Source organism: Leptospira semungkisensis (assembly GCF_004770055.1).
GTDB classification, from domain to species: domain Bacteria; phylum Spirochaetota; class Leptospiria; order Leptospirales; family Leptospiraceae; genus Leptospira_B; species Leptospira_B semungkisensis.
In genome coordinates this window covers 846,305-873,209 of the sequence record NZ_RQEP01000005.1, presented here as the reverse complement: position 1 = coordinate 873,209, position 26,905 = coordinate 846,305, and the positions used below count along the sequence as shown (strand labels likewise).

General features: G+C 42.1%; 23 protein-coding genes, 1 tRNA gene and 1 pseudogene. 15 read left to right on the top strand and 10 right to left on the bottom strand.

Annotation, left to right across the window (positions count from 1 at the left end):
• Positions 1 to 7: 7 nt before the first annotated feature.
• Complete coding sequence (locus EHO59_RS04160) at positions 8 to 3,520, bottom strand: nitrate reductase (RefSeq protein WP_135585032.1); 3,513 nt, start codon at positions 3,518 to 3,520, stop codon at positions 8 to 10.
• Positions 3,521 to 3,885: 365 nt separating this feature from the next.
• On the opposite strand from EHO59_RS04160, the gene EHO59_RS04155 reads away from it, so the two are divergent.
• The 7 genes and pseudogenes from EHO59_RS04155 (at position 3,886) to EHO59_RS04125 (ending at position 12,506) form a co-directional block, all read left to right on the top strand.
• On the top strand, positions 3,886 to 5,100 hold the full coding sequence (locus tag EHO59_RS04155) for an MFS transporter (protein WP_135585030.1): 1,215 nt from the start codon (positions 3,886 to 3,888) through the stop codon (positions 5,098 to 5,100).
• 35 nt (positions 5,101 to 5,135) lie between these two features.
• Positions 5,136 to 7,646 carry a nitrite reductase large subunit NirB gene (gene nirB, locus EHO59_RS04150; protein ID WP_135585028.1) on the top strand — a complete coding sequence of 837 codons (2,511 nt, stop codon included), beginning with the start codon at positions 5,136 to 5,138 and terminating at the stop codon, positions 7,644 to 7,646.
• 9 nt (positions 7,647 to 7,655) lie between these two features.
• The gene (nirD, locus tag EHO59_RS04145; protein ID WP_135585026.1) at positions 7,656 to 8,009 is read left to right on the top strand and encodes a nitrite reductase small subunit NirD; all 354 of its coding nucleotides are present in this window, start codon (positions 7,656 to 7,658) and stop codon (positions 8,007 to 8,009) included.
• Positions 8,010 to 8,020: 11 nt separating this feature from the next.
• A complete protein-coding gene (gene cobA, locus EHO59_RS04140; protein WP_135585024.1) occupies positions 8,021 to 8,806 on the top strand; it encodes a uroporphyrinogen-III C-methyltransferase in 786 nt (261 codons plus the stop codon).
• Positions 8,807 to 8,871: 65 nt separating this feature from the next.
• A pseudogene (gene moaCB, locus EHO59_RS04135) lies at positions 8,872 to 9,789 on the top strand (bifunctional molybdenum cofactor biosynthesis protein MoaC/MoaB); the annotation flags it as partial.
• Positions 9,786 to 10,982: a molybdopterin molybdotransferase MoeA gene (locus EHO59_RS04130; protein ID WP_135585020.1), complete on the top strand. Its 1,197-nt coding sequence runs from the start codon at positions 9,786 to 9,788 to the stop codon at positions 10,980 to 10,982. The pseudogene moaCB and the gene EHO59_RS04130, both read left to right, overlap by 4 nt.
• A 57-nt stretch (positions 10,983 to 11,039) precedes the next feature.
• On the top strand, positions 11,040 to 12,506 hold the full coding sequence (locus tag EHO59_RS04125) for an NADP-dependent isocitrate dehydrogenase (protein ID WP_135585018.1): 1,467 nt from the start codon (positions 11,040 to 11,042) through the stop codon (positions 12,504 to 12,506).
• 1 nt (position 12,507) lies between these two features.
• On the opposite strand, the gene EHO59_RS04120 is transcribed toward EHO59_RS04125, so the two are convergent.
• From EHO59_RS04120 to EHO59_RS04110, 3 genes are all read right to left on the bottom strand, one after another.
• Positions 12,508 to 12,921, bottom strand: a complete 414-nt coding sequence (locus tag EHO59_RS04120) for a response regulator (RefSeq protein ID WP_135585016.1) — start codon at positions 12,919 to 12,921, stop codon at positions 12,508 to 12,510.
• On the bottom strand, positions 12,905 to 14,818 hold the full coding sequence (locus EHO59_RS04115; protein WP_135585014.1) for a PAS domain-containing sensor histidine kinase: 1,914 nt from the start codon (positions 14,816 to 14,818) through the stop codon (positions 12,905 to 12,907). Before EHO59_RS04115 ends, EHO59_RS04120 begins: the two co-directional genes overlap by 17 nt.
• A gap of 375 nt (positions 14,819 to 15,193) precedes the next feature.
• Positions 15,194 to 15,427, bottom strand: coding sequence for a ferredoxin (locus EHO59_RS04110; RefSeq protein WP_135585012.1), 234 nt, complete (start codon positions 15,425 to 15,427; stop codon positions 15,194 to 15,196).
• 104 nt (positions 15,428 to 15,531) lie between these two features.
• On the opposite strand from EHO59_RS04110, the gene EHO59_RS04105 reads away from it, so the two are divergent.
• The 5 genes from EHO59_RS04105 (at position 15,532) to EHO59_RS04085 (ending at position 19,280) form a co-directional block, all read left to right on the top strand.
• Positions 15,532 to 16,113: a hypothetical protein gene (locus EHO59_RS04105; RefSeq protein WP_135585011.1), complete on the top strand. Its 582-nt coding sequence runs from the start codon at positions 15,532 to 15,534 to the stop codon at positions 16,111 to 16,113.
• Positions 16,103 to 17,656, top strand: coding sequence for an FAD-dependent oxidoreductase (locus EHO59_RS04100; RefSeq protein ID WP_135585009.1), 1,554 nt, complete (start codon positions 16,103 to 16,105; stop codon positions 17,654 to 17,656). The genes EHO59_RS04105 and EHO59_RS04100 overlap by 11 nt, the downstream gene beginning before the upstream one ends.
• Positions 17,657 to 17,734: 78 nt before the next feature.
• A tRNA-Ser gene (locus EHO59_RS04095) sits at positions 17,735 to 17,824 on the top strand.
• Positions 17,825 to 17,846: 22 nt separating this feature from the next.
• The gene (locus tag EHO59_RS04090; RefSeq protein WP_135585008.1) at positions 17,847 to 18,077 is read left to right on the top strand and encodes a DUF2905 domain-containing protein; all 231 of its coding nucleotides are present in this window, start codon (positions 17,847 to 17,849) and stop codon (positions 18,075 to 18,077) included.
• A 9-nt stretch (positions 18,078 to 18,086) separates the two neighbouring features.
• Positions 18,087 to 19,280, top strand: coding sequence for a pyridoxal phosphate-dependent aminotransferase (locus tag EHO59_RS04085; protein ID WP_135585006.1), 1,194 nt, complete (start codon positions 18,087 to 18,089; stop codon positions 19,278 to 19,280).
• Positions 19,281 to 19,375: 95 nt separating this feature from the next.
• Here the strand turns inward: EHO59_RS04085 and EHO59_RS04080 are convergent, their stop codons facing one another.
• Complete coding sequence (locus EHO59_RS04080) at positions 19,376 to 20,926, bottom strand: 7TM diverse intracellular signaling domain-containing protein (RefSeq protein WP_246052717.1); 1,551 nt, start codon at positions 20,924 to 20,926, stop codon at positions 19,376 to 19,378.
• Between the two features lie 471 nt (positions 20,927 to 21,397).
• Between EHO59_RS04080 and EHO59_RS04075 the strand changes: the two genes are divergently transcribed.
• The 3 genes from EHO59_RS04075 to EHO59_RS04065 all read left to right on the top strand — a co-directional run bounded on the left by EHO59_RS04075 (position 21,398) and on the right by EHO59_RS04065 (position 22,812).
• A complete protein-coding gene (locus EHO59_RS04075; RefSeq protein ID WP_135585002.1) occupies positions 21,398 to 22,216 on the top strand; it encodes an RNA polymerase sigma factor in 819 nt (272 codons plus the stop codon).
• Between the two features lie 117 nt (positions 22,217 to 22,333).
• Positions 22,334 to 22,516, top strand: coding sequence for a Bor family protein (locus tag EHO59_RS18255; RefSeq protein WP_246052646.1), 183 nt, complete (start codon positions 22,334 to 22,336; stop codon positions 22,514 to 22,516).
• Positions 22,504 to 22,812 (top strand): hypothetical protein, encoded by a 309-nt coding sequence (locus EHO59_RS04065; RefSeq protein WP_135584998.1) that lies wholly within the window; start codon positions 22,504 to 22,506, stop codon positions 22,810 to 22,812. Before EHO59_RS18255 ends, EHO59_RS04065 begins: the two co-directional genes overlap by 13 nt.
• Here the strand turns inward: EHO59_RS04065 and EHO59_RS04060 are convergent.
• From EHO59_RS04060 to EHO59_RS04040, 5 genes are all read right to left on the bottom strand, one after another.
• The gene (locus EHO59_RS04060; protein ID WP_135584996.1) at positions 22,796 to 23,782 is read right to left on the bottom strand and encodes a M14 family zinc carboxypeptidase; all 987 of its coding nucleotides are present in this window, start codon (positions 23,780 to 23,782) and stop codon (positions 22,796 to 22,798) included. The genes EHO59_RS04065 and EHO59_RS04060 overlap by 17 nt on opposite strands.
• Before the next feature lie 95 nt (positions 23,783 to 23,877).
• Positions 23,878 to 24,339 carry an LA_2478/LA_2722/LA_4182 family protein gene (locus tag EHO59_RS04055; protein WP_135584990.1) on the bottom strand — a complete coding sequence of 154 codons (462 nt, stop codon included), beginning with the start codon at positions 24,337 to 24,339 and terminating at the stop codon, positions 23,878 to 23,880.
• A 1-nt stretch (position 24,340) separates the two neighbouring features.
• Entirely contained in the window at positions 24,341 to 25,069 is a 729-nt protein-coding gene (locus EHO59_RS04050; RefSeq protein ID WP_135584988.1) for a flagellar motor protein MotB, read from the bottom strand.
• Complete coding sequence (locus tag EHO59_RS04045; protein ID WP_135584986.1) at positions 25,066 to 25,728, bottom strand: FFLEELY motif protein; 663 nt, start codon at positions 25,726 to 25,728, stop codon at positions 25,066 to 25,068. The genes EHO59_RS04050 and EHO59_RS04045 overlap by 4 nt, the downstream gene beginning before the upstream one ends.
• 14 nt (positions 25,729 to 25,742) lie before the next feature.
• On the bottom strand, positions 25,743 to 26,885 hold the full coding sequence (locus EHO59_RS04040; protein WP_135584984.1) for an LIC13341 family surface-exposed protein: 1,143 nt from the start codon (positions 26,883 to 26,885) through the stop codon (positions 25,743 to 25,745).
• Positions 26,886 to 26,905: the final 20 nt, after the last annotated feature.

The following is a 26,905-nucleotide window of genomic DNA, read 5'->3' as shown; positions in this document are numbered from 1 at the left end:
AAAGATCTTAAGTTCCTGAAAGAACCCCAGATTCTTTCAATATTTTCGAGATCTCTGGACGACAACTACCGCATCCTGTTCCCGCACCCGTGCTTGCACCGATTGCTTGGACAGTATGGACTCCGTTTTGAATCTCCTGTTCTATATTTCCTCTTCCTACTCCATTGCAAGAACAGACGAGCGCACCTATCGGAGGCTTGAGTGGAGAAGATCCCGACAAGAGCCGATCTCTTTTATCCCCTAACTCTATGCCGGAAGATATCATTCCTTTAAACTCGGCGAACTCTGATTTATCTCCTACAAGAATTGCGCCGACCAATCGATCTCCCTTCAAGATACATTTCTTATAACGGCCCCTTCTTCTATCTAAGAAAGTGATCTCTTCATAATCCGCAGTTAACTCGTCCATAGGAGTATCCGGCAACCGCAAGGACACCAACTCCAATCCAGGAATCTTTAATAAGTTCGAATGCATGGATCCTGAATAAGAACCGAATTTGTATCCATATATATGCCATGCCGCGATCTCAGCCTGCTCTTCTGTGGCAGCCACTGTTCCATACATTCCGCTGGAATGCTCGGCTACTTCTCCAATCGCATAAATGTCCGGATCACTCGATTGAAGAAAATCGTTCACAAGAATTCCCGACTTGCAATTCAAGTTTGCATCCTTTGCCAATTCAAAATTCGTAACGGTTCCCATCGCATAAACGATTCCATCAGGGTGCAGGACGGTTCCGTCCTTAAATTTCACCGTCTCCAATCTTTCTGTACCGGATACCTTAGAAATCTCCGTGTTGAATAAAACTCGAATCCCTCTCTTTTCGATCTCTTCTTTTAATATTTCTCCTGAAATAGGATCAAGCTGCTTGGACATTAATCTGTCCGTTCTTACGACCACAGTTACATCTACATTCAAAGATTTTAATGCAGCTGCCAATTCCAATCCTAGCAAACCACCGCCTACGATCAAAGCATGAGTGTTCGGCACAAAGAATCCTTTGATTCTGTCTGCGTCATTCTTGGATCTAAGACTAAAAATTCCGATCATCTGATCCGGAATATATTTTGGAATAGAAGGACGACTTCCAGTGGCAACGATCAATTTATTATAAGAATATAAATTACCTTCTACATCCTTCACTTTCTTGCCTTCCGGAAAGATTTGAGCGACGCTGGTAGAAGATTTTACATCCACGTTCCAAGAAGAGATCTCTTCTTCGCTTACACCGGACAACTGGGAGAAATCCTTTTCGCCACTGATTAGATCCGGCAATAAGATACGATTGTAAAACGGATATTCTTCCTTACATAAAACTGTAATCTCATCGTCCGGAGCGAGAGCCCTATACTTACGTAAAAAGGCAAGAGTCCCATTTCCCCCGCCGATGATCAGGATCTTTTCTTTTTGCTTCTTGTAGATAGAAACCTGAACCGCAGAAATTTTGAATCCTGGCTGCTTAGATAGAGGATCGAAACGAGAACTAGTTAAGTTATTCGCTCTTGCTTCGTCGTTTCCGTTATTTCTGCCCCAATGCATAGGGAGAAATACTGTCCCTAATCGTATCGTATCAGTGAGAGTAGCCTTAACTCGAACATTGCCTCTCTCATTTTTGATCTCTACTATATCTCCTTCTGAGATACCTCTAGACTTCGCATCTGTCGGATGGATCTCTAAATAAGGCTCTTTTTTATGCTCCTTTAATTTACGCACCTTTCCTGTTCGGGTCATCGTATGCCATTGATCACGGATCCTTCCAGTAGTTAGGATCAAAGGAAATTCAGGACTCGTCTTTTCGGATTGATCCTGTGGTTCGACTGAATGCAACTTTGCCTTTCCATTCGGACGATAAAATCTTCCGTCGGCAAATAATCTAGGAGTTCCTCCATGGCCCTTATCAGGAAAAGGCCATTGCACAGATCTTCTCTCTTTCAGAATGGAATAGTCCAAACCACCAATATCTATATTAGTGCCTCGAGTTAATCTGCAATGCTCTAGAAAGACATCTTCTTCATCCTTATAATCGAAAGAAGGAGCAAATCCCATTTTCTTTGCAAAGTCCACGATGATCCAAGTATCTGCCCTAGCTTCTTCAGGAGGATCAAAGACCTTAGGCAAATACGTTATGCGTCTATCTGAGTTCGTCATCGTACCTTGTTTTTCAGACCAACCGGCCGCCGGAAGAACGTAATGAGCAAACGGAATGGATTCATGTTTTGCAGATATATCTTGCACTACGACTAACTCTGCATTTCTAAGTCCAGCTTCTACTGTACGTGCATCAGGTAGACTGACAGTTGGATTCGTGCATACAATCCAAACTGCCTTCATCTTGCCAGTACTAAGATGTTCAAACATCTCAGTGGCGGAATATCCTGGTTTGTCTCGAACGGAATCTACTCCCCAAAAATCCGCGACTTCCTTACGATGATTTTCATCCGCCAGATTTCGATGCGCAGGCAAAAGATTGCAGAGTCCTCCGACTTCCCTTCCACCCATCGCATTTGGTTGGCCTGTTAAGGAGAAGGGACCGGAACCGGGCTTACCGATCTTGCCCGTAATTAAATTCAAATTTATTAATGCGAGATTCTTATTCACTCCTACTACGCTTTGATTCAAGCCCATGGCCCAGAGAGTTAAAAATCCTTTTGAATTCGCGATCATCCCCGCAGCTGATTCTATCTTATTGATGGGGACTCCACATGCTTCCGAATATTCTTCCATTGTAATGGAGAGAACTCTTTCCTTCAGTTCGTTGAATCCTTCTGTATGAGCCTCGATAAATGGAATATCGATCGAGTCGGTTTCGATCAATCTTCTGGCAATTGCATTGAATAAGGCAACATCAGTTCCGGGAATGATTTGAAGATGAAGATCTGCATCTTCGCAGCTCTCCGTTTTTCTTGGATCCACTACGATCAGCTTCACATTAGGATCGGAATTTTTTCGGGCCTCTATTCTTCTGAAGAGGATCGGATGACACCAAGCAGGATTTGCTCCAGCGATCAAAAAACAATCCGCGAGCTCTATATCTTCGTATGAGATAGGAACACTGTCCTCACCCAAAGACAATTTATAACCGACCACTGCGGAGCTCATGCAGAGTCTGGAGTTTGTATCTATATTATTTGTTCCTAAAAATCCTTTCGTGAGTTTATTGATTACATAATATTCTTCGGTTAGAAGTTGTCCCGAAACATAAAACCCTACCGAGTCAGGACCGTGATCACGGATCAGTTGTTGGAAACGAATCGCGATCTCGCTTAAAGCCTTGTCCCAATTTGTTCTTTCTAGTTGCCCTGTTTTAAGATTTCTTGATAAAGGAAATTGAATTCGGTCGCTTCGATCCATCACCGTATGATGGAGATTCATTCCTTTGGAACAAAGCATTCCCTTATTAGCAGGATGGTTTGGGTCCCCTTCTACTAAGAAACTCTTTTCAGTCTCCCTATGGATCAATACGCCGCAGCCGACTCCACAATAAGAGCAAGTGGTAGCAAAGCTGGTCTTTGGATTCACATAGAATCATTAGCAATTAACGTACCAGAAGAACCTATTTTTCCGAACCTTCTCAAAAGCGGAAATATATACCTAAAATGAGTACAGTGCCAAGCTGATAAAATAGTAAAATGATAAATATCATGCTTATTTATTATACAGTACGTTAAAAATCCGTATAAATTCTAGGAAAAATACTCTTCTTTTTAGAACAAACAATATCAAAAAGCGAAAAAATATAAGATAGGTATAAGCTGTCCGATCCTGTTTTGAACCCAAAGTGAAGAGCGACCTACTCATTTTAGTAATATTGTAACTGTCTTGGCACACATTTTGCTCTTCTACAGATGAGAGCAATTATCGAGCTCCGTTGGAGACTTACTTAAATGAAAAAATTTCGCGAGTTCCTTGCGGTCGGACATTTTCCGTCCCTTCTCAGTTCCTTTCTATATTTTGATTTCAGCTTTATGGTTTGGATGCTTCTTGCCGCGTTAAGCGTGTTTATCACAGAAGAATTCGGATTAGGTCCTGCTCAAAAGGGGATGCTGGTTTCCATTCCTTTACTGGGAGGAACATTGCTGAGGATCCCAATGGGACTGCTGTCGGATCGATTCGGATCTAGGATCGTTGGTTTGTGCGGAATGGCAGTGACAATGGTCACCTTAGTCTTGGGTTGGCAATTTGCGAACACCCTCCCCTTAGTCTTACTGATCGGACTTCTTTTAGGAAGCGCCGGTGCGAGTTTTGCAGTCGCACTTCCTCTTGCGAGCAGATGGTATCCTAAAGAATATCAAGGTTTAGTAATGGGTATTGCGGGAGCGGGCAATAGCGGCTCCGTATTAGCAACCTTATTCGCTCCAGATCTAGCAAGATCTTTCGGTTGGCATTTTGTATTCGCCTTAGCTCTGATCCCGATGAGCTTTGCTTTCGTTTTCTTTTTAACGTTTGCCAAAGATTGTCCGGGAACTACTTCAAAAAAACCTTTATTACAATATCTTGCACCGATTCGCTCTAGAGATGCTCTTCTGTTTTGCCTTCTCTATAGCGTAACATTCGGAGGCTTCGTAGGCCTAACAAGTTTTCTTCCAATCTTCTTCCATGATCAGTATTATGTGGATAAGGTAACTACCGGACTCTATACTTCTTATTGCATCTTTGGAGCAAGCTTAGTCAGACCGGTCGGTGGATACTTAGCGGACCAGTTCGGAGGAGTTCCCATTCTTCTCTTTGTATTTGGCGGAGTAGCTACTTGCCTACTAGCAATCTCTTGGCTGCCTGGTATAGTTTTCATTCTTCCGATCTTCATCATTCTTATGGTCTTCTTAGGAATAGGTAACGGTTCCGTATTTCAATTGGTCCCTATGAGATTCCGCAAAGAGATCGGTATCATCACAGGCTTTATCGGAGCGTTCGGTGGCTTGGGCGGGTTCCTAGTTCCGAATCTTCTTGGAGGAATGAAAGCAGTCTCCGGAAGCTTCTCCTTCGGATTCGTCGTTCTTGCTATAGTTGTAACGATTGCTGCTCTTCTTCTATTCGTCATGAATACTTTCGTATGGGAGAAGGCAGAAGATTCAAGGCTACTGGAACTTGAGTCGGCATAGCCGCATTACTGTTCACTGCATAAAGGATATATAAAATGAAACGGAAGTTAGTCGTAATTGGAAATGGTATGGTAGGCCATAGGTTCGCGGAAAAGATCGTGGAATTCGGTGGTACTGAAAAATTCGAGGTTACAATCTTAGGAGAGGAACCTCGAAGAGCTTATGATAGAGTTCATCTCTCTGAGTATTTCACAAATAGATCCGTAGATTCACTATATCTATCCGGATCCGATTGGTATAGAACGAACGGGATCCGATTGCTTCTTTCTCAACCCGCTATCTCTTTGGATACAGTTTCCAGAAAGATCGTAACTTCTGCGGGAACCGAGCTCGAATTTGATGAATTGGTATTTGCCACAGGTTCATCTCCTTTTATTCCAAGCTTCGAAGGCTTAGATAAGGAAGGTGTATTTGTCTATAGAACAATAGAAGATCTTGAGAAGATGATGAGCTATGCGAAAGGAATTTCCAAAGTAGCAGTTCTAGGAGGAGGACTCTTAGGATTAGAAGCTGCAAAGGCAGTTCTGGACATGGGAAAGGAAAGCCATGTTGTTGAATTCGCATCCAGACTCATGCCGAGACAATTGGACGAAGCTGCGTCGGCCATTCTAAAATCCAAAATAGAATCATTAGGTGTTCGGATCCATCTTCAGAAAGAAACAAAGAGAGCCTTAGGTGAGTCTTCTTTCCAAGGTTTGGAATTTGTAGATGGTTCCATTCTAGATGTAGACATGTTAGTTATCTCTGCGGGAATCCGTCCTAGAGATGAATTGGCAAAGAATTTCGGTATCGAGGTCGGGCCAAGAGGAGGAATCCAAGTAGACGACGAGCTCAGGACAAATGTGTACGGAGTCTATGCAATCGGAGAAGTTGCACTTCATAAAAATATGATATACGGATTGGTCGCACCCGGCTATGAGATGGCTGAGGTTTTGGCATACAATCTTTGCAGTCCTGGAAAATCCAAACAATACCTGGGCTCAGACCTTTCTACGAAACTCAAATTGATCGGAGTCGATGTTGCTTCTTTCGGAGACGCATTAGGACAAGAAGAACATCTTCCAATCGCTTATACAAATCCTAGAACAGGGGTTTATAAGAAGCTGGTTCTTTCTCCGGACGGCAAAAAGCTAAGAGGAGGAATTCTCGTCGGAGACGCAGACGCTTATTCCAATCTACTTACATTATATTTAAATAATGTGGATCTTCCTTCCGAGCCGGAAAGACTGATCGTAGGATCTCCTTCGGAAGAAAATTCCGCACTTGGTTCTCTTCCTGACGATGCAAAGATCTGCTCTTGCAATAATGTTTCGAAAGGAGATCTACTGAATGCAATCCGTTCAGGAGCATGTTCCGACTTAGGCGGCTTGAAAGATTGCACTAAGGCAGGAACAGGTTGCGGTGGTTGTGTTCCTCAAATGAACTCTCTCTTAAAAGAAGAATTGAGAGCACAAGGCAAGGTAGTCACCGAGCATGTTTGCGAGCACTTCAAATATTCAAGACAGGAATTATTCCAGATCGCGAAAGTAAAAGGGATCAAGACCTTCGATGAAATGGTTCGTTCTCATGGAATGGGAAATGGTTGCGAGGTTTGCAAGCCTGCAGTCGCCTCTATTCTAGCGAGTATCTATAACGAACCGATCCAAAAGCATAGAGAGATCCAAGATACGAACGATAAGTATCTCGCGAATATACAGAGAGGCGGAACATATTCCGTTGTGCCTCGTATTCCTGGAGGAGAAATCACTCCTGAGAAATTGATCGTAATCGGACAGATCGCAAAGAAGTACGAACTCTATTGTAAGATCACCGGCGGACAGAGAATCGATTTGCTGGGAGCTAAAATGGATCAGCTTCCGGACATTTGGAGAGATTTGGTAGAAGAAGGTTTCGAAAGCGGACATGCGTACGGTAAAGCGATGCGAACAGTGAAAAGTTGCGTCGGTTCCACCTGGTGCAGATACGGAGTGCAAGATAGTACTGCCTTTGCCATCCGCATAGAAGAAAGATACAGAGGGATCAGAGCTCCTCATAAACTCAAGTCCGCAGTATCCGGTTGCATCAGAGAATGCGCTGAAGCTAGAGGAAAAGACTTCGGGATCATTGCTACCGAAAAAGGTTGGAACCTTTATGTCGGAGGAAATGGAGGAGTGAATCCGAAGCACGCAGTTCTCTTAGCGGCCGATCTGGATGAAGAAACCTGTGTTAAGTACATGGATCGTTTCATTATGTTCTATGTTCGCACAGCGGATAAGCTCACTCGCACTTCTGCTTGGTTAGAGCAATTGGAAGGTGGGATCGATTATCTAAAAGATGTAATCATCAACGACAGGCTTGGGATCAACAAAGACTTAGAAGCAGAAATGGAATCTCTTGTAGGAAGCTATGTCTGTGAATGGAAAGACGTGATAGAAGATCCTGAGAAACAAAAGAAATATAAACATTTTATAAACAGCGGAGATACAGATCCTACCGTTCTATTTATAAATGAAAGAGGACAAAAACGTCCCGTCGACTGGCCAAAAAAAGAAGCAGTCGTGAACTAGGAGATAAAAATGAATTCTATAGCAAAAGAACCTGTCTGGATACCAGTGGCTCCTGTTTCCGAATTTCCGGAAGAAGGTGGGGCTTGCGCAAAAGTAAACGGAACTCAGATCGCTGTCTTTCGTTTTAGCTCTAGGAACGAATGGTTTGCATGTGATAATAAATGTCCTCACACAGGGGACATGGTCCTTTCGAGAGGAATGATAGGAGATTCCAAAGGAGAACCGAAAGTCGCTTGTCCAATGCATAAGAAATCATTCTCTCTTCGTACGGGAGAGTGTATTAGCGGAGAAGAATACTCGATAAAAACATATCCAGTCCACATTGAGGACGGAACAGTTTATATCGGAATCGAAAAACCTTAAGAGAACAACCAATGAAATCCTCTTTGGGAAAGGTTTATTTAGTAGGAGCTGGTCCGGGAAATCCGGATCTTCTTACTATACGCGCGGTAAAATTACTTCGAAAGGCAGACGTGATACTGTACGATGATCTAGTCTCAGGCGAAGTTTTGAAGTATTGCAGAAAATCCGCAATCTTAGAATACGTAGGTAAACGGATTGGACAGCATAGCTGCCAACAAGACGAAATCAACCGAAAGCTTTCAGGGTTTGCACAAGAATATTCTAATATAGTAAGACTGAAAGGCGGAGATCCTTCGATCTACGGAAGAGCGGGAGAAGAGGTGGAACATCTCGCCTCTCTCGGCATTGAATGCGAGATGGTGGCGGGAGTCACTACTGCCTCCGGTGCTGCTTCTAGTTTGGGAATTCCATTAACTCATCGGGACTATGCGAGGGAGATCCTATTCTTATCCGGTCACAAGAAAACCGGAAAGAATTCCGAGAGTTTTGAAGACCTGAATCTAGAAGGCAAAACCGCTCTCGTTTACATGGGATTGAACAGTCTGGAAGATATTCGAGAAAAGCTTCTTTCCTCCGGGAATTCTGAATCTACTCCGATCGCATTTATCGAAAATGCAACGACTCCCAAACAGAGGGTCATTCTCGCGACCTTAGGAGATTGCACGGTCAAAGCCAAGGATTTTGATATAAAAACGCCTTCTCTATTGATTTTGGGCGAAATCGTCCGCTTTTATATCGAGCTCGAAAGGATCAAGGAAGAGGGAAAGAACCTTCTTCTATCCGATCTCAAGACTTAAAATTTCTGGCGATTTTCCTCGGTATGCGATTCTCTTGATCCGATGCGGATCTTCGCAAAAGAGGAACCATGAACGATATCACAGGAAAGAAGACGACCCTTCGCACGGCTCAGGCGGAAGGATTCGTCTTCTGCAAACCGGAAACTTTAAAGAGAATCAAAGAAAATACTCTTCCTAAAGGCGACTTATTCGGCGTCGCCAAGGCAGCGGCCCTACTCGGTTCCAAAAAAACAGCCGAGCTCATTCCTCATTGCCATCCGGTTTCTATTGATGCATTCCAAGTCGAATTCGAAGTCTTAGATGACAAGAATGCGGTACGGATCCAAACAACGGCCAAGTCCATCGGAAAAACCGGCATTGAGATGGAAGCTCTCACAGGAGTCTCCGTTGCCGCATTAGTAATTTATGATTTATTGAAACCTATAGATAAAGAGCTATCCATCTCCGAGATCAAACTCTTAGAAAAGAAAGGAGGAAAAACGGACGCTCAGATCACCAAATTTGCTGCGGGTTCCAAGGCAGCGATCCTAGTCTGTTCCGATTCTACTTTTGCAGGCAAGAGAGAAGATGGATCCGGAAAAGCAATATTAGAACTTCTGAATGAACATGGGGTCGAGACCCTTCATTCAGAAATTGTTCCGGACGAACCGGAGACAATCCAGAAAAAAGTAACAGAGTGGGTCAAGGAAGGATTAGATCTGATCGTTACAACCGGAGGGACCGGTCTTGGCCCGAGAGATAATACCACAGAGGCTATCAAAGAAATCTTAGATCAGGAAATTCCTGGAATCGCAGAAGCGATGCGTTCCTTCGGACAAGATAGAACTCCATTCGCAATGCTCTCCCGTTCTCTTGCAGGGCGGATCGGCAAGACCTTGATCGTATGTGTTCCAGGTAGCACGAATGGAGCGACTGAAAGTATGCAGGCAATTCTACCCGCTATCTTTCATGCAAAAAAGATGATGAGAGGAGAAGGACATTGATCTCCTCACAAGAAGCAATCAAACTAATAGAATCTTCCGCAGCTAAGAGCGAGATCATTTCAGTTCCATTGGAACATTCTTCCGGCAAAGTATTAAGAGAGAAGATACTTGCGGACCGCGATTACCCTCCTTTCAACAGAGCAACCATGGATGGATTCGCACTTCGTTCCCAAGGATTTTCCAAAGAAAGAATCTATTCGTACGAAAGAGAATTGCATGCAGGCGAATCCTTCTCCTTGAAAGAAGGAGAAGAAGCGATCCGTATCATGACAGGAGCCCCTGTTCCGAGCGGATTCGATCTAGTGATTAAGGTAGAAGATTCTGTGGATCAGGGAATCTCCGAAGGAAAAAAGCAGGTTCGTTTCGAAACAGATAAGACTTCTTCTTTCGCAAATATAGCGATCCAAGGAGAAGATCTAAAAACCGGAGAAGAAATCCTTCTCGAAGGAACAGAGATCAATACTGCTATTTTTTCTCTTCTCGCTTCTTTAGGAAGAAGCCAGGTACAAATATCAAAACTTCCTAAAGTACGGATCATCTCTACCGGAAACGAAATCGTAGGGATCGAAGAAATCCCGAAACCTTGGCAGATCAGAGATTCCAATTCATATTCTATACGGTCCCTTCTTCAAAAATATGGAATCGTCCCTGAGTCGATCGTTAGGGTTGGCGATGATATTTCACTCTTAGAAAATGCAGTACAACAAGGTCTAGACTCCGACATACTTATTCTGTCCGGTGGAGTCTCCATGGGAAATCTAGACTTGGTTCCTAAAGTTCTACAAAGTAAAGGAGTACAAGAGATCTTTCACAAGGTTAGGATCAAACCTGGCAAACCGGTCTGGTTTGGAATGAAAGGTAAGCAAGCAGTCTTTGGTCTTCCAGGCAATCCATTTAGCGTGCAAGTTTGCTTTCGTATTTTCGTAGAATCGTATATTCGAAAATTTCTATGTCTCCCGACAGAGTCTCCCCTTCTTCTTCCATTCTTAGGAGAAAGAAAGAAGAAGAATCAGCTCACCGAATTCTTTCCCGTTCGACTAGAAAGAAAACAAACCACGGTCTTAACTGAAAACAAAACCAATGGCAGTGGAGATATTCGTGCTGGAATTTTCTCCGATGGTCTTGCGGTCCAATTTTCGGACAAAGAAAAAATCCAAGATGGAGAACTTTTAGAATTCTATCCGTGGAATTAATCCAGATTGACCCGGTCATACAGAATACTGAAATAAGACTGACGACCGGAGGAAATCATGACCGCTAAAAAGAAAATCGCAGTAGCGAAAGGGGACGGCATCGGTCCCGAAATAATGGACTCTACTCTGCGAATTCTCGAAGCTGCCGGCGCAAAAATAGAACCTGTCTTTATCGATATCGGAGAACAAGTCTATAAAAAAGGCCATAGCGCCGGAATAGAACCTTCTGCCTGGGATATATTAAGAGAAACGAAAGTATTCTTTAAGGCTCCGATCACTACTCCTCAAGGTGGAGGTTACAAGAGTTTAAACGTAACAGTGAGAACCACATTAGGTCTATTTGCCAATGTTCGCCCATGTATTTCCCTTTATCCTTATGTTGATACCAAGCATCCAAAACTCGATGTGGTAATCGTAAGAGAGAATGAAGAAGATCTTTATACCGGGATCGAGCACAAGCAAACCTCCGATACTGTTCAATGTCTCAAATTAATCTCTCGACCTGGCTCTGAAAAGATCATCCGTTATGCGTTCGAGTATGCTAAGGCGTATGGTAGAAAGAAAGTAACCGCCATGGTCAAAGACAATATCATGAAGCAGTCTGACGGATTATTTCACGAGGTATTCAAAGAGATCGCGAAAGATTATCCCGATTTAGAAGCTGCTAGTGAGATCATCGATATAGGCGCAGCTCACCTTGCGGAAAGACCTCAGACTTACGACGTGGTTGTGACCTTGAATTTATACGGAGATATCATTTCAGATATCGTCGCTCAAGTTGCAGGTTCAGTAGGAATGGCAGGCTCTGCAAATATTGGCGAAGTAGTTTCTATGTTTGAAGCCATTCATGGATCCGCTCCCGACATCGCAGGAAAGAATATGGCAAACCCAAGCGGTCTATTGAACGCAGCAGTCATGATGCTAGTTCATATTGGTCAACCTGACATAGCAGCCAAGGTCCAAAATGCTTGGCTTTTAACAATTGAAGAAGGGATCCATACAGGAGATATTTTCAAGGCGGGAGTCAGCCGGATCAAAGTAGGAACTAAGGAATTCGCAGATGCAGTCATCGGAAACCTAGGACACCTACCCGAGAAATTTAAACCTGTTTCTTTCGGAAAAGCAAAAGCCATCCACATTCCGGAATACAAAAGAGTCGCTCTGCAAAAAGAATTAGTAGGAGTAGATGTGTTCTTGGACTGGGCTCCTGGAACTCCTGACGAGCTAGGCAAAAAACTGGGCACGATCTCAGGAGATTTAAAACTAAGAATGATCACAAATCGAGGAGTGAAGGTATATCCGAACGGAGCGCCGGAAACTTTCCTTACGGATCATTGGAGATGTAGGTTTGTGAGTTCCAACACTGCAGACGGAGAAATAGGGGATAATTATGCCGGCATCCAAGCGGAGCAGGTAGCCAAATTATTATTAAGAATCGCAGAAGCAGGACTAGATAGTGTGCAGACAGAAAATCTGTACAAATTCCAAGGCAAGAGAGCCTTCTCCTTGGGTGGTGGTGAATAACTTAAATGGCTTCGTTATTTAAGATTTTCTTAAACGAATCCAGAGAGACAGGCTTAATAATATAATCCCTGACCAAAGGAATCTCTTTTGCTCTTCTTAGATCCGAATCATCTACTGAAGAACTGACCATATAAATTGCGGGCTTTTTGATAAGCGAATTCACGAAGTTTGCATATTCGTCCAAGAATTGCCAGCCATCCATGAAAGGCATATTGATATCCAAGAATATAAAATCTGGGATGATATCCGGCTCGCTCTTATGTTCCTTTAAGAAACTGATGGCACCTTCTCCATCCGGAAATACTTGCAAGCTTTCGACTGCTCCAGTCTTTTCGATCGTTCTCTTGGCGATCTCAACAAAGATTGCATCGTCATCTACGAGCAAGAGTTTTTGTTTCTTAGATAGTAAATTCATTTGCTCTCGATAAATGGATTATGAACTTAGCGCCCTTTCCGGGAATACTTTCTACATGGATTTCTCCGCCCAAGGATTCGATTTGATTTTTTGTCATAAACAAACCGACCCCTCTACCTTCAGTATCGCGGTGAAATCTCTTATGTAATTTAAATATCTGATCCCCATGTTTTTTTAAGTCAATTCCTAATCCGTTATCCTCCACTTCTAAAATATGATTTCCGTTCAGCCAATATGTCCTGAAACGGATTTTCGGGCTTTCGGTCTCGGATCTATACTTCAAAGAATTAGAAAGCATATTCAAGAATATGCTCTCCAAGTATACCGAAGGATAAATGATAGAAGGCGATTCGGAGAAATCGGCGATCACTTCTGCTCCATATTCCACGATTTGTCCGAAAAACATGGACTTAACTCTAGAAAATACGGACTCGAAAGACAATTCTTCCGAAGTGACCTTAGGACTCTGACGGATCTTGATTACTTCTACGATTTCGTTTAATGTTGTAAGTAATTGGTCTGAAGTCTTCTTCAGATAATCCATGTATTCCTGTTTTTCTACTTCGGTCTGGGACTCTTCTAAAAATTTAACTAGAGTAGAAATATTCCCTATCGGGGATCTCATATTATGAGATACGATCTGATTGAATTCCTCTAACTGAGAGATTCTTTCTTTCAAATGATTCCCAATAGATCTAAGACGAGCGTTCTTTTCTCTTAGGACGTTTTCTAGAATGCGCTTACGAGAAATATCTTGGATTTGAGAAACGATAAACATCAATTCTCCCGAGTCCTTTCTTACCGCAACCCCGGTGATGAATACCCAAACTATATGACCTTTTTTATGTACATAACGTTTTGCGAATTGAGCAGTATTTTTTTCTCCGGTGATAATTTTCTGAAAGGCACTCGCGCCAATATTGATATCTTCGTGATACGTCACATCTTGAAAGCCCTTGAACAAAAGTTCTTCGGGTTGATAACCAAGCATCTTTGCAAAGGACTGATTGACCTCTAAGAAGAAACCGCTTTTGTCCAAGAGTATGATCCCATTCCCGGAACTGTGAAACGCTTCGGAGAATTTCTTCTCACTCAATCGGATTTCTTCTTCTACAAGCTTGGAGAGAGTGATGTCTTGCATCGCTCCGTAAACTCCAACGATGCGTCCGTCCACGTACGTAGGTTTTCCTTGAGTGCGAACCCATATTACTCTTCCCGATTCAGTAAGCATTCGATGCTCCACAGAATAGGATTCACCTTGTAGATAGGCGCGCATATTTTGTTCTCTTAAACGTTCTCTATCTTCAGGATAACTGTATTTATGATAAACGGTTTCTCTATCTATGCCTAAACTCGGATCTCTTTCTAAGATCTTATAAATCTCTGTGGACCAGTAAACTGTTCCTGTTTCTACATTGGATTCCCAGGCCCCGACTTTTGCAAGTTCCGCCATGAGAGACGAAAACTTCTTTTCTTGCTGGAGATTCTCCGTTAGATGCACTTGAGAAGTTACATCTCTTGAAGCAGTATTCAGATAAATGATCTCGCCTTTTTCGTTCTCTATCGGTTGGGTAAGTGTCTGAAACCAAACATAAGTTCCATCCTTTCTCAAAAAGCGATACTGAGTTGCGATGGTCGGGCGTCCTGATTTTGCGGGCTCATGAGCTTCTAGTCTGATTCTTTCTTTATCATCCGGATGAATAAACTCGTAAGGACTACGACCAATCAGATCTTCCGGTTTAAAACCGGTAAGGTCTTCGATCGCAGGATTAACATAGAGATAGATCCCTTCTTTATCATGAAGGCAAATCAATTCACGACTCTTCTCTACGAGGGTTTTATATAAATCCGTACCTTGGCTAAGGCGAATTTCTTCTTGTTGCGGAATTTGATCCATAGGTCGCGAAATCGAATTCAAGTACTAATACATAAAATGACGAGTTAGACGAGAACATTGCGAGTATAAAAGGATGAAAAGTTGAGAATCTGCTAAAAAGACCGAAAAAATCCGAGAAACCAGAGGATCTTTGCAAAACACTTATAATTACTAGATAAAACAGTCTAGTCGATAAACCGACGTTCAATTTCGTTTAATAGAATGATGGAGAAACTGATCCGTTTAAAGCAAAACGGTCTTAAAAAGGACCAAAATATAGAAAAGATCCTATATGAAATGAATTCGGTTCAAAAAGAACCAATATTATAAAAATTTGATGGAATAGAGAATAGAAGCGATCCTTTCGGCCACAAGAGTGACCGAAAGTGAAGAGTATTATTCTCCGTCGCTGCCTATTGCTTCTACCGGACAGATTTCCATTGCCTTACGAGCGGCAATCGCCTCTTCAGGGGAGGCAGGTTGTCTATGAAAGAAAACCTTGGACTCATCGTCGGTATATTTAAGAAGGGTCGGAGCTTCTTCTAAGCAATCGTTGCAAGGAACGCAGCTATTATCGATATAATATTTTCCCGGTGCGTTTTCCGGAACCTTGTCGTTCTTATCTGCCATATTGATACCAGGGATTATCGAATAATTGGAACGTCAAGTTGGTTTTCCTAAATGAGAGGTATGTAAAGATTGACAGTGCTTAGGATCTAGACAAAAACACTGCAATGGCAAATTCAGCCCCTAGATTCTCTCGTAAAACTTTCCTGAGACTGGGAATCGCCGGATCGGGAGCCTTGGTCTTAGGAAGTTCAATTTGTATCCTAAACCGATCGGGACGGGTCCTTCCTAAGTCTCTCTTCTTCTCCGAATCTGAATTAGAAACTCTTGCTGCACTCTCCGAAGCAATCTTACCAGAAGGCCCGAATATTCCCACATACAAGGACGCAAAAGTTTTAGAAAGATTGGATGAAGAGTTCTTCTTTGTAGATCCTTTTTTGAGTGATGACTTTAAGACTTTGGTTTTGGTCATGGAGTATCTTCCCCTATTCCATTGGAAGTTCTCCCGATTCTCTAAAATGTCTTTGGAGTCGCGTAGAAAATTCCTCTCAGAACTAAACGACTCCGATTCGGATCTGATTCGTGCAGTATGGTCCAATTTGAGAATGCCTATATTTTTGATGTATTACGGGCATGAATCTACATTTAAGATGATTTCATACGACGGTCCGTTCGGAAATCCTCCAGAAAAATTAAGCGAGTCTAGAATATATTATAATAAACTAATAGGTGGCTCCGATGTCGGGTAAGATTTTCGAATGGAAAAATCTAGGAGAATCCAAGGAGATCCGCACCGAAGTGCTAGTTATCGGAACAGGCTGCGGGGGCGCTACGATTGCCTATGAGCTCGCAAAGGCAGGAAAGAAAGTCACTCTCGTAGAAGAAGGCGGTTATTATCATACAGGCACCTTCGACAATCATGAATTGAATATGGCGGGGAAGGTCTCTGCCGAACGGAATATGGGCACCACCGCCGACGGTACGATCAATATCGTTTACGGAAAAAACGTAGGAGGAGCCTCGGTCCACTATTGGGCGGACAGTTATAGAACGCCTAAAGATAGATTGGAATTATGGAAGGACAAATTCGGAGTCTTAGGACATGGTCCTGAAGACTTGGAGCCTTTCTGGAAAGAGTTAGACGAAACACTGAACGTTCATCCTGCCAAAGAAGAAAATTTCAATAGAATGAGCCAGTTAGTCCGCAAGGCTTCTAAAGAATTAGGATGGGAAGGAAGTCCTGTTCCCCAAGCCAGAAAGAATTGCCAGAAGTCTGGACATTGCATGCAAGGATGCATGTTTGGAGCGAAACAAAGTCAACTCATCACTCATATTCCGATGGCGATCGCTTTAGGTGCTGACCTATTTGCGGATACCAAAGCACTCGAATTAGAAATGCAAGGTGATAAAGTCGTAGGATTGCAAGCTGCAGTGATCGACAGACCTTCTCAAAAAGAATCCGAAGTGAGACTGAACTTTAAGGCGGACACAGTAATAGTCGCAGCCGGTGGATTCGGAAGTTCTACCTTCCTTCTTCGTAACGGATTTAAGAAGAAGTTACCCGCGCTGGGAGAATTTCTTGCGATCAATCCTTCTCCTTTCGTTCATGCATTGTACAAGGAACCGATCATACAATGGAGAAATATTCCCTCAGCATACGGAGTAGAAGAATTCAGATTAGCTCGCTTCAACGGGGGAATATACAAAGAAGGCGGATACTTGCTTATGGCAAATCAGCTCCAACCGGGAGCGATAGGCGCGCTTGTTCCCAGCTTCGGAAAAGAACATTTCGAAGTAATGAAGGAGCTCCCACGTTTAGGAGGAACCATCGGTTGGATAGATGATCCTGAGTCCGAGCTTGGAAGAATAGAAATCAAGTCCGGAGGAAAACGAGAAGTCCAATATGATTTTGGAACTCTTACCAAAGAGATCCTAAGGGATTGCATTCGTAAACAAGTGCTTTTGAATTTCAAAGCAGGCGCGGAGAAGGTAATTCTTCCCGATCTAAAACGGACCACATTAAACAAGGTCGAAGAAATCTCTGCAGTGGATTCACTTCCATTGAGTCCTGCATCCATGGCGATGGCAGCTCCTCACCCGGCAGGAGGATGCAGAATGGGACTCGATCCTAAGAATTCTGTGGTGGACTGGAAACATAAGGTCCATGGGATCTCAAATTTATTCGTAAGCGATTCGAGCGTTTTCCCCACTGCCGTTTCGGTGGATCCAAGCTATACGATTATGGCATTCTCAAAGCGAGCCGCTCAGTTCATTGCGGAGAAGAAAGCGTGATTTCAATGCAAAGCTTTTGGATCGAATCTCCTTGACCGAACAGGTCTTTCGAAAATCATCGTAATCGCAACCAGAACCGGAGAGGTGTCCGAGCGGTTTATGGTACTTGCTTGGAAAGCAAGCGTAGGGTAACACCTACCGGGGGTTCGAATCCCCCCCTCTCCGCCATGGCTTCCCCTAGGATCGCGCAATGGAACCGCTTGGTAAAACATTCCTTTGGATCGGCGCTCTCTTTCTGATACTCGGAGCATTCTTCGTTTTCGGCTCCAAAATCCCATTCATATCTTCTCTCGGAAATCTACCCGGTGATCTCAAAATAGAGAAAGAAAATTTCAGATTCTATTTCCCTTTTGCCACTTCTATTCTGATCAGCATCGTGCTTTCCTTTCTTCTTTATATCTGGAACCGTCTGGTTCATTAAGAAAATATTATGAATCAGGAAGAAGTTCCTCCTTTTAGTAAAAGATTCGAATTTCATTCCGGAGAAAATGAGCTCTACTCTCTTGTAAAAAAATACAAGGAAGCAAAAGAAGATTGGATCGATCTTACTGTTTCCAATCCTACCAAAGCTAGGATGATTTATCCTTCCGAGGCAATCCTTCATTCTCTTAGCAAACCGGGAGGAATGGAATATGATCCGGATCCGAAAGGAATTCTATCCGCAAGAGAAGCTGTCTCTTTGTACTACGAAGAGAGAGGCCTAGATTTTTCACCAGATGATCTATTCTTAACATCTTCTTCTTCGGAAGCATATTCTTATTTGATCAAATTGCTTTGCGATCCGGGAGATCAGGTATTGATCCCGAGTCCAGGTTATCCATTATTCGAATTCATCTCCATGATGGATTCTGCAGAATTCGATTCTTATGAATTGGAAGAAGGTTCCGATTGGAAGATCAACTTTGCCGATCTTGAGTCAAAGATCTCTACCAAGACAAAGATCTTATTTGTTGTTTCTCCTAATAATCCGACTGGAAACATTCTCTCTATAGATGAATTCAAAAAGCTGAAATCTTTGGCCAAAAAGAATCAATTTGCGATTGTGATCGATGAAGTATTCATAGATTATACTGAAGATTCTTCTCTGCAAAAGATAGATCCGAGTGACTCTGATATTCCCATCTTTATTGTGAATGGGATCTCTAAGATACTTGCTCTTCCTCAAATGAAACTCTCCTGGATCCATGTATCCGGCCCTTCTCGCTGGAAATCGGAATGCAAAGAAAGATTAGAGATCATTTCTGATACCTATCTTTCAGTAGGAACTCCTATCCAATTGGCTCTATCTGAATTGTTGCAATGGAGAAAAATGATCCAAGGTCAGGTCCAGAGAAGGATCCAAAGAAATCTACAAATCTTAGAGACTCATCTTAAAGATCATCATAACATCAAATTCCAAAGCCCGCAAGGAGGATGGTATTCCATCTTACAATCGGATCTATGGAACCAAGACGAAGACTTTTGTTTACAACTTCTAAAAGAAGAAAAGGTATTAATTCATTCCGGCTCTATGTTCGGCTTTAAAGAAGGATCCGGATTTATCGTGCTCAGCTTAATCGTTGAAAACGAAATATTAGAAGAAGGTTTGGATCGACTGGTCCGATTTTCACAAAAACTGAAATAATCCTTTGCTCTTACAGTCTCTCGTTTTAATCTGTTTTGCCATTTGCTTAGATCCGAACGTAACGATCCAAACATTTCGTTCTAAAAGTTTTGAAATTATATCGATTTCTGCATTACGGTTTTGTATTGTTTCGGAGTAAGTCCTGTAGACTTCTTAAATTCCACATTGAAAGAAGTCTTGGATCCAAATCCCACAATAAATGCGATATTTAGAATATTATCTTCTCCGGTATGCAGAAGACGTTTTGCCTCTTCTATCCTCTTTGAATTGATATAGGCAGCAAATCCCATCCCTAATCTAGAATTCAAAAGTTCCGAAAGTTGATGAGTACTAAGTCTGATTCGATTCGCCACAAGCTGGATCGTAATCTCCTCTTGCTGAAAGAGTTTTTCCTGATTCATCAAGGATTCCAAGGCATTCAGAGATTCGTCCACGTCCAATCCGGAGATCTTAGAGCGAACATATCTGGGTTTATTAATGAACTCGCTCAAAGCCTCTAAAAGGCTATTCTTCTCCTCAATATTCTTAGAATACTTCTGCACTATATTATAGAGAAGGATCAGCAAATCCGCAGGAAAAAAAAGAGGCACTGAATAGACAGTAAAGAAACCGTATTCTAAATACCCCATATAGTAGAAAATACTAATATATCCGAGGGTCATATACAATCCCCAAGAAACCAAAAAGAGATTGAGTTTCTTATTGCCCCTTCCCCGCAAATAGATCCCGGAAATCATGATCATAGGGATTGAGATCACATAAATGACTTCATTGATCCTAGTCAGATACGCAATCGTATCCATAGTAAATATCAAAGGAAGTGTAATCGCAAGTACTGTTGAAAATAAAAGAAGAGCTCTGTCCACCCAAGGCAAGAATGTCTTCATATCTAAAAATCTTCTGATAAAATAGAATCCGAAGGCTCCACCCAAGTTAAAGAAAAAGTAATTTATCTTTTCTGCCCAAAGCGGGCTATCTTCCCAAAATATCTCTATCGCATTTCCATAATTTACATCGTAGGATGCGCCCATGCAAAACGCATAGCCGGTGTATAACAAAAATTCCTTATATCCTGTGGCCCTATAATAAAGAAGTGCCACAAAGATCAACATTCCATACAAACATGCAGATAAAGAAAAAAGTCCTGTCTCTATCGCCAGATTGGATCGGACACCGGCCTCATCCATGATCTCGATCGGAAAAGACATGATGGATTCGGATTTCAGTCGGACCAGATATTCCTTTTCTTCTCCTGGATCCCCCTGCAATAGCAAGGTCGGATAGAGAACAGTTTTTACAGGCCAATTAGATTTAGATAATGAATCACCGACTCTTTGGATAGGTGCTATCCCATTTGGGGTATACAATTCGGCTAAATCATGAGCCTTCCAACGTAGGACGAAATAAATATTTTCCCGAATTTCAGTCCGAAACTTAATTCTGAATTTTATCCAATATGCTCTTTTAGAAAAATTGAAATTTAAGGCGTTTAAACCCAGCTTCTTCCAACCTTTGGAAGAATTAACTGAAGGCGGAAATTGATTTGTGTCTTGCTTCTCCCAAACAAATAATTCGGGCGTTATGTTTTTAATATGCTCGTTCGCTCCTAGACTGAACGAGAGTTCCTTTCCTGAAATGGAAATCATCCCGGATAAGAAAATTAGAATATATATCCAAGCCCGAACCATGCGGTTAAAAAACAATTTTTCGTAATTCCATCCGAAGCAAACAAAAAACGTTCATGTCTATAATCCCGAACGACCAACGACTTTTTTTCGTGTATGATGTATTTGTAACTAAGGGTTTCAACCTATTACTTGATTCATATCCAGTAAGAAGAATTTACGAACCTTTACGACGTCATTGAGACGTTTCACTATTCGCCTTGCCTCGGACGAGTTTATCCGCTTGTCCGAATCATTTTCAAGCCCGCGGTTCAGCGGGCTTTTTTTTATACTTCTATTATTAAGATTATTCACTTCTATTTTAGCGAATTCCCTTTGAATTTCGAGCTTGCTTTTTCTTTTTTTTCGAAGAATGTATGCCGACCTGTCACACAGACCCTTCCAAATCGATCCTATTATACGAAAGGACGAAATTAGCAAGGATCCTCAAGAATGGAAAGAGCCGTATCAATCAAAGATGAATTCACGGATACGATCCTTTTTGCTTTAGAAGGAAAGCCTAGAGCAATGGAAGATCTTCTCGAAAAGATCCAAGATTATATTTTCAATCTATCTCTTAGAATGCTCTGGGATCCTCATGAGGCAGAAGATGCTACGCAAGAGATTCTTTTGAAAATCTCAAACAAACTCGCCGGTTTCCGTTTCGAGAGTAAATTTACTACCTGGGTATATTCCATTGCAAGCCATCATCTTCTTTCGTTAAAAAGACCGAAGAACATAGTCTATCTAGGACGAATGAGAGACAGCCTGTCTTTAAAAGCTTCCTCAGAAAGAATAGAAGAACAGATCGAAGAGAAGATCTTAGAAGAAGAGATTCGCTTCGGTTGCGTTCATGCCGTTTTATTAAAATTAAATTCAGTCGATCGACTCGTATACGTTCTATCTACGGTTTACGGAATGGCTAGCGAAGAAGGCGCAGAAATCGTAGGAATTACTGCCGAAAATTTTAGACAAAAGCTTTCTCGTTCCAAAAGAAAGCTTTCCGATTTTCTCTCCAAAGAATGCGGCCTATGGATCGATCAAAAGACTGCTTGTCCATGCATCGGGATCTCGAAACATCTATTGCATCAGAACAAAGAGAACGGAAAGTTTTTTATGGAATTGAAAAATCTGAAAAGAAAAAATCCTTCTCTCGAACATACTAAGGTTTTAGAAGATCTTAAGAAATTGGACAGACTCGCTTGGATCTATCAGAGCCAAGGAGTTTACGAGGCCCCTTCTGAAATTTTGGAAAATCTAGGCTCTATTTAAATGAAATTCCTTCAGAAACTTTCAATTTTCCTAATATTTATCTCCTTTTTGTCCTGTGCGAATTTCAGATATATCGTTTCAAAATCAGATAAGCCTAGGACGAGCGAATCAATCCATGTGAGGCTGTTTACAATCTGGTACATTGTACCTGTATACAATGATCTGGACCAAAAGACGGTTTGTCCTAATGGAAGGATCCGAACCGTCAATATGCAGTTTTCGATCCTGAACGCAGCAGTCTGCGGCTCTACATTATTCTTACTCTGTCCTCATACAGTTGGTGTGGAATGTTTAGAATAAACATAAAGCCTGATCAATTCAGGATCCTGATACTTATTCTTCCGTTCTTATTTTTGCAGGACTGCAGAACATACGAGATCCGTTTAAAGGAAGGGGTCGACGAAAGCAAAGTGGAGAAATTCAAGGTCCCAAGAAAACCAAGATTTCCTTTCTTTCATGAAGAAGAGGACCTAACGTATCTTTGTGGAAAGGGAGAGTTGGTCTTCGTAAAATTCAGAGGCAACGTCCCTAGGGAAGTCTGGTGTGAAGGAATGGCTCCTTCCTTACCAAAAGAACCGATTAAATCCAATCCTTAGGTTTGGTCAGACCAAGTCTCACAAAATCCCTTAAGAACCCACGATAACGAGTAAGTATTTCGTTTTTGTTATGTTCTGCCGGACGAAAAATTCCCTTCTTCGAAAATAACTTCATAGGTTCTTCTTTAATATCCGACCAGGTACCTACCTCAAGAGTTAAGGGAAGAAATTTAGAACCCCAATCCGATTGCTCTGAATAAAGATCCTGGTAATGATCATAGAATTTATCCCAAAGATCTCCATGAGTCGTATAACTAGCACTCTGAGGACCATAAGCGAAATTGATATGACCGCAATGTTCCTTAAAATAAGAAGAGATCTTTTCGTAAACTGCAGTATCGGGACAAGGCTTATGAGTATAAGCATAAGGCCACCAGACATTGTCCACTGTTCCGAAGCCGGAATGAAGATCCAGCACCGGCAATAAAGCATCCTCTATCTTGAAGAATTTTTCAAAGATGGTCCTTGCTAAAGTACGAGACTCCGGCTCTAGTCCATGCCCTCTAAAATACGGAAGCTTATTGGAGAATTTTTGGCCTCCAAAAAACGGAAGAGGCTTCTCGGCATCGATCCCTGAGTTTCTCATCAAGTCCACGCCGCCAGGATTGGATCTGGTTTTGGCCGCAACACCACCAGGGTTCACGATAGGAATCACTACAAGGCCAAGTTTTCCTTTTTTAAGTTCAGGAAGGTAGCCTGTAGATTTCGGATTGATAATGTATTCTAAGAAATCGATCAGGATTTGGATGCCAATGGTTTCTAATCCATGGACTCCTGCTGTAATCCCAATAGGATGATCCTTCAGACCTTCCTTAGTACCGATTTCTAAACTGTAGATCGGAAAGCGAAAGCCTTCCTTTGTTCTCCGAGAAAATCCAGCCTGTTGGATCTTGACCAGCTTGCCGCCTAATTTTGCGATCCTAAGCAATCGCTTTTCATATCGGTTGAGTCGTTTGATTCCTCTGAGCAAGGGCTTGCCCTCCAAACACTTCGATTCTATTTTCCTCGGAAAGGGCAGAGCCCAAGAGTCCGGTTTCTTTGTTTGGCCGGACTTAAAATCTATGTTTATCCGTTAGAGTTTTGTAATTGGTCCAGCCATTTACAATCTTCGGATAAATTTGCGACTCCCTTTTTGATCTCAGAACATTGCGCTTCTGTTGCCGTTTTGAAACAGGAAATCGTTCTCTCCAAAGTTATTCTAGGATCTTGGGAAGGATAGGCATATACTTTCGTTTCCTTAAATCTTTCTAAACAAAAATCCTTTCTAAGTCTTTTTTCTAGAATGGCTGCAGCATCCGCATTCAACGATTTCAGATCGTCTTGAGCGCAATCCCTGATCTTTTCGCAATATCTGGAAACCCAAGCGAGCCCGCTAGAATCAGGAATCCCATCCCTATCCAGTTTCCAAATCGCTTCTGCAGCGGCTGATGGCTTCTTTTTCTTGGCGCAACCGGCACCGAAGGAAGCAACAAATGATACGAGGATAAGACTTATCAGTGCCGTTCTTTTTGTATGTACGGAGATCATTCTATTCTTCCTTTCCTCGCTTGCGTATGATGATTTCTATTCTTTCTTGAGAAGCTTTTACTTCAGGACTCGGACCTTCTTCTTGTCCGATTTTTCTAAACCCGCTATAAGCTTGGACCGAGAGTCTGTCCTTAGAGATCCCATATTTTTCTGAAAGCGTCTCCGCGATCAAACTAGCACGGTGAGCATTGTACTCCCAAATATTTCGAAAGCCTTGTCCAGCTTGCTCTGCATAAGGAACCTGCACTCTGAGAGTGATGTCCACATCCATACCTTGTGCTACTTCCGCCACTTTCTTAAAAGTAAAGTCTGTATCCTCATCAGGCTGAAATTCACCTTCTCCTAAAGAAGGCGCAAAGATCTGGATTCGTATTTCTTCGGCCTCATTGATACCGATGAATAACTTGGTCTTCTCCTTCATCTTTTTCAATGCGTAGGAGATCCTTTCCCAGAATCTATATAACTGAGTTCTAGGTTGGAGTAAGGGATCGTCTTCAATGCTGATATTGGATCCTTCGAAGAAAGATTCTCCTAGACCGAATCCTCCTCGAACTAGGTCGGCCACCTGTTTGAGTTTGTTTTGATCCACTTGCGAAATAGAATATAGAATAATAAAAAGTCCAAGAAGAAGTGTGATCATATCGGCATAGGTCAATAGCCAACGATCCCGATTTTCTTCTCCCGAGCTTTCGGATTTTTTATATCTAGAGAATCTGGTCCTTCCGTTCAAGATTCAGACTCCTTTGCAGAAGTTTCGCTGGGGAATGCAGCATTTAAATATTCCCATTCTCTCTGTTCAACTTGCTCGATAAAGGAAACAAAAATCTCAGGGGATACAGGAAGAACTGCGTTATACGCCTTTTCAACAGAATCAAATAAAAGAGAAACTCCCAATAGGGACGCCATGAATCTTGCAGGTCGAATCAGGTACGCAGCGATCGGCTTATGAGCCAACTCGTAAAAAGTCCTTAGATTATGAAGAACGATCTCAAGCTGTTTCTCTCTTTCTTCTCTATGACCGTATGCACGATATAATTCGTCGTATTCTTCTCGAGCGAGTTTGCGTCCGTCCCAATCTCTTTCGATCAAAAGCTTGGCCATCTCACCATCGAGTTGGTCAGTAAGATTATTCAATTCGATCAGAGTTTCAAGATTGGCTCTAGTCGTCTCCTTCATCATTCCTTTTACTCTTTGGTACGTATCTAAAGCCAAATGCATCCAGGCTTCTTTTCCGTCCAAATTGTAGATCGTCTCGAAGAAATACTCAACCATAGAAATCGTTTCTTCTAAATGAAAATAATCCGCATAGAATTTGCGAAATCTCTCCACTTGAGCGCGTACAACTTCTATCTTTGCTTGCTTGAGTTTATGTTCTTCGAAACTGCTCACGATGACCCGATCTATTACTTGGATTTTCCCCGACTTACGAGAGAAAGAGGATAACTGCGGAACCCTTGTTGGTCAACTTCCGTTTTTACGGAACTGAAATCTGTAGGAAGATTTACCTTGTCCCTATATGATTTAGAAGTCGACCTTACTAAGATATAAGGAAGCTCATCCGTATCGGGAGTATACTTAAATCTGACTCCGTACTTATGATTTCGAGCCCAACCTTCTTTAGTGATTTCTAATAGAGGCACGGTAGAATTAATATACTTTTGGCTAGAAGAAAAAATAGAAGATCCGGAAGAATAGGCTTTCAATCCTTCTTTGCCAGCATCAATTTCCAATTTTCCACCTTGAGGAAAAGAAAGACTGATGTACGTAGTTCCGGAGAAAGAGCCTCTGTTCTTGAACCAGATCACCACTTCTTCAGGTTTACCCTTGGTCCAAGAGTCAGGAGCCTCCACAGTCATCAGGCCGGGAGCGGCAACATTCGGAACATCAGGAACTAATTCCCATCCGTTAAAATTAAAGTTCTGAGCGTAGGTTCTATTATTCGGAAAGATCGTTAGATTCTTCTCTTCCTTATTATAAGAGAAATCAATTCGTTTGGATTTAGGAAGGAATTGGTGATCCTTTAGAACAGCAAGACCGTTCAGGATCTTTTCTCCTTTGCGCAATACATAAGGCACCGAAAAAAGTCCGATCGGCGGCTCTTCACTTAGGACTTCTAAGAACAAGCTGTTAAAGGAATCTCCAGGCAGTTCTTCCATTAGAATTCTTTTAACTACATAACCTGCTTTTTCGGATTTTTCATCCTCACCAGGTTTCCAAGAAGAAGACTTGTTATCGTAATGAAAAGGACCTATATTCAAAAGATTGAATTGTATCTTGGACTGGAGCGCCCATTCATCGTCCTTTTTCTTGAAGACAGCCAAGATTTCTTCGGTACCGTTTCGGACCAGAGCGAAAGATTCGAGAGCCGGATCCTCATCCAGATTTCCCAATTTCTTTAATACCACGTCGGGACTTTTCTCTTCAGACGGAGGAATGGTTAGAGAAATGATCTTTGAATCGGATGGGGTTTTGGAATTGCAGGCAGTTAAAATGCCTATAAATAGAACTGAAATAAATACTTTTAAGATAGATAAGGATCGGGACATATTCTTACGTAACAGCTTCT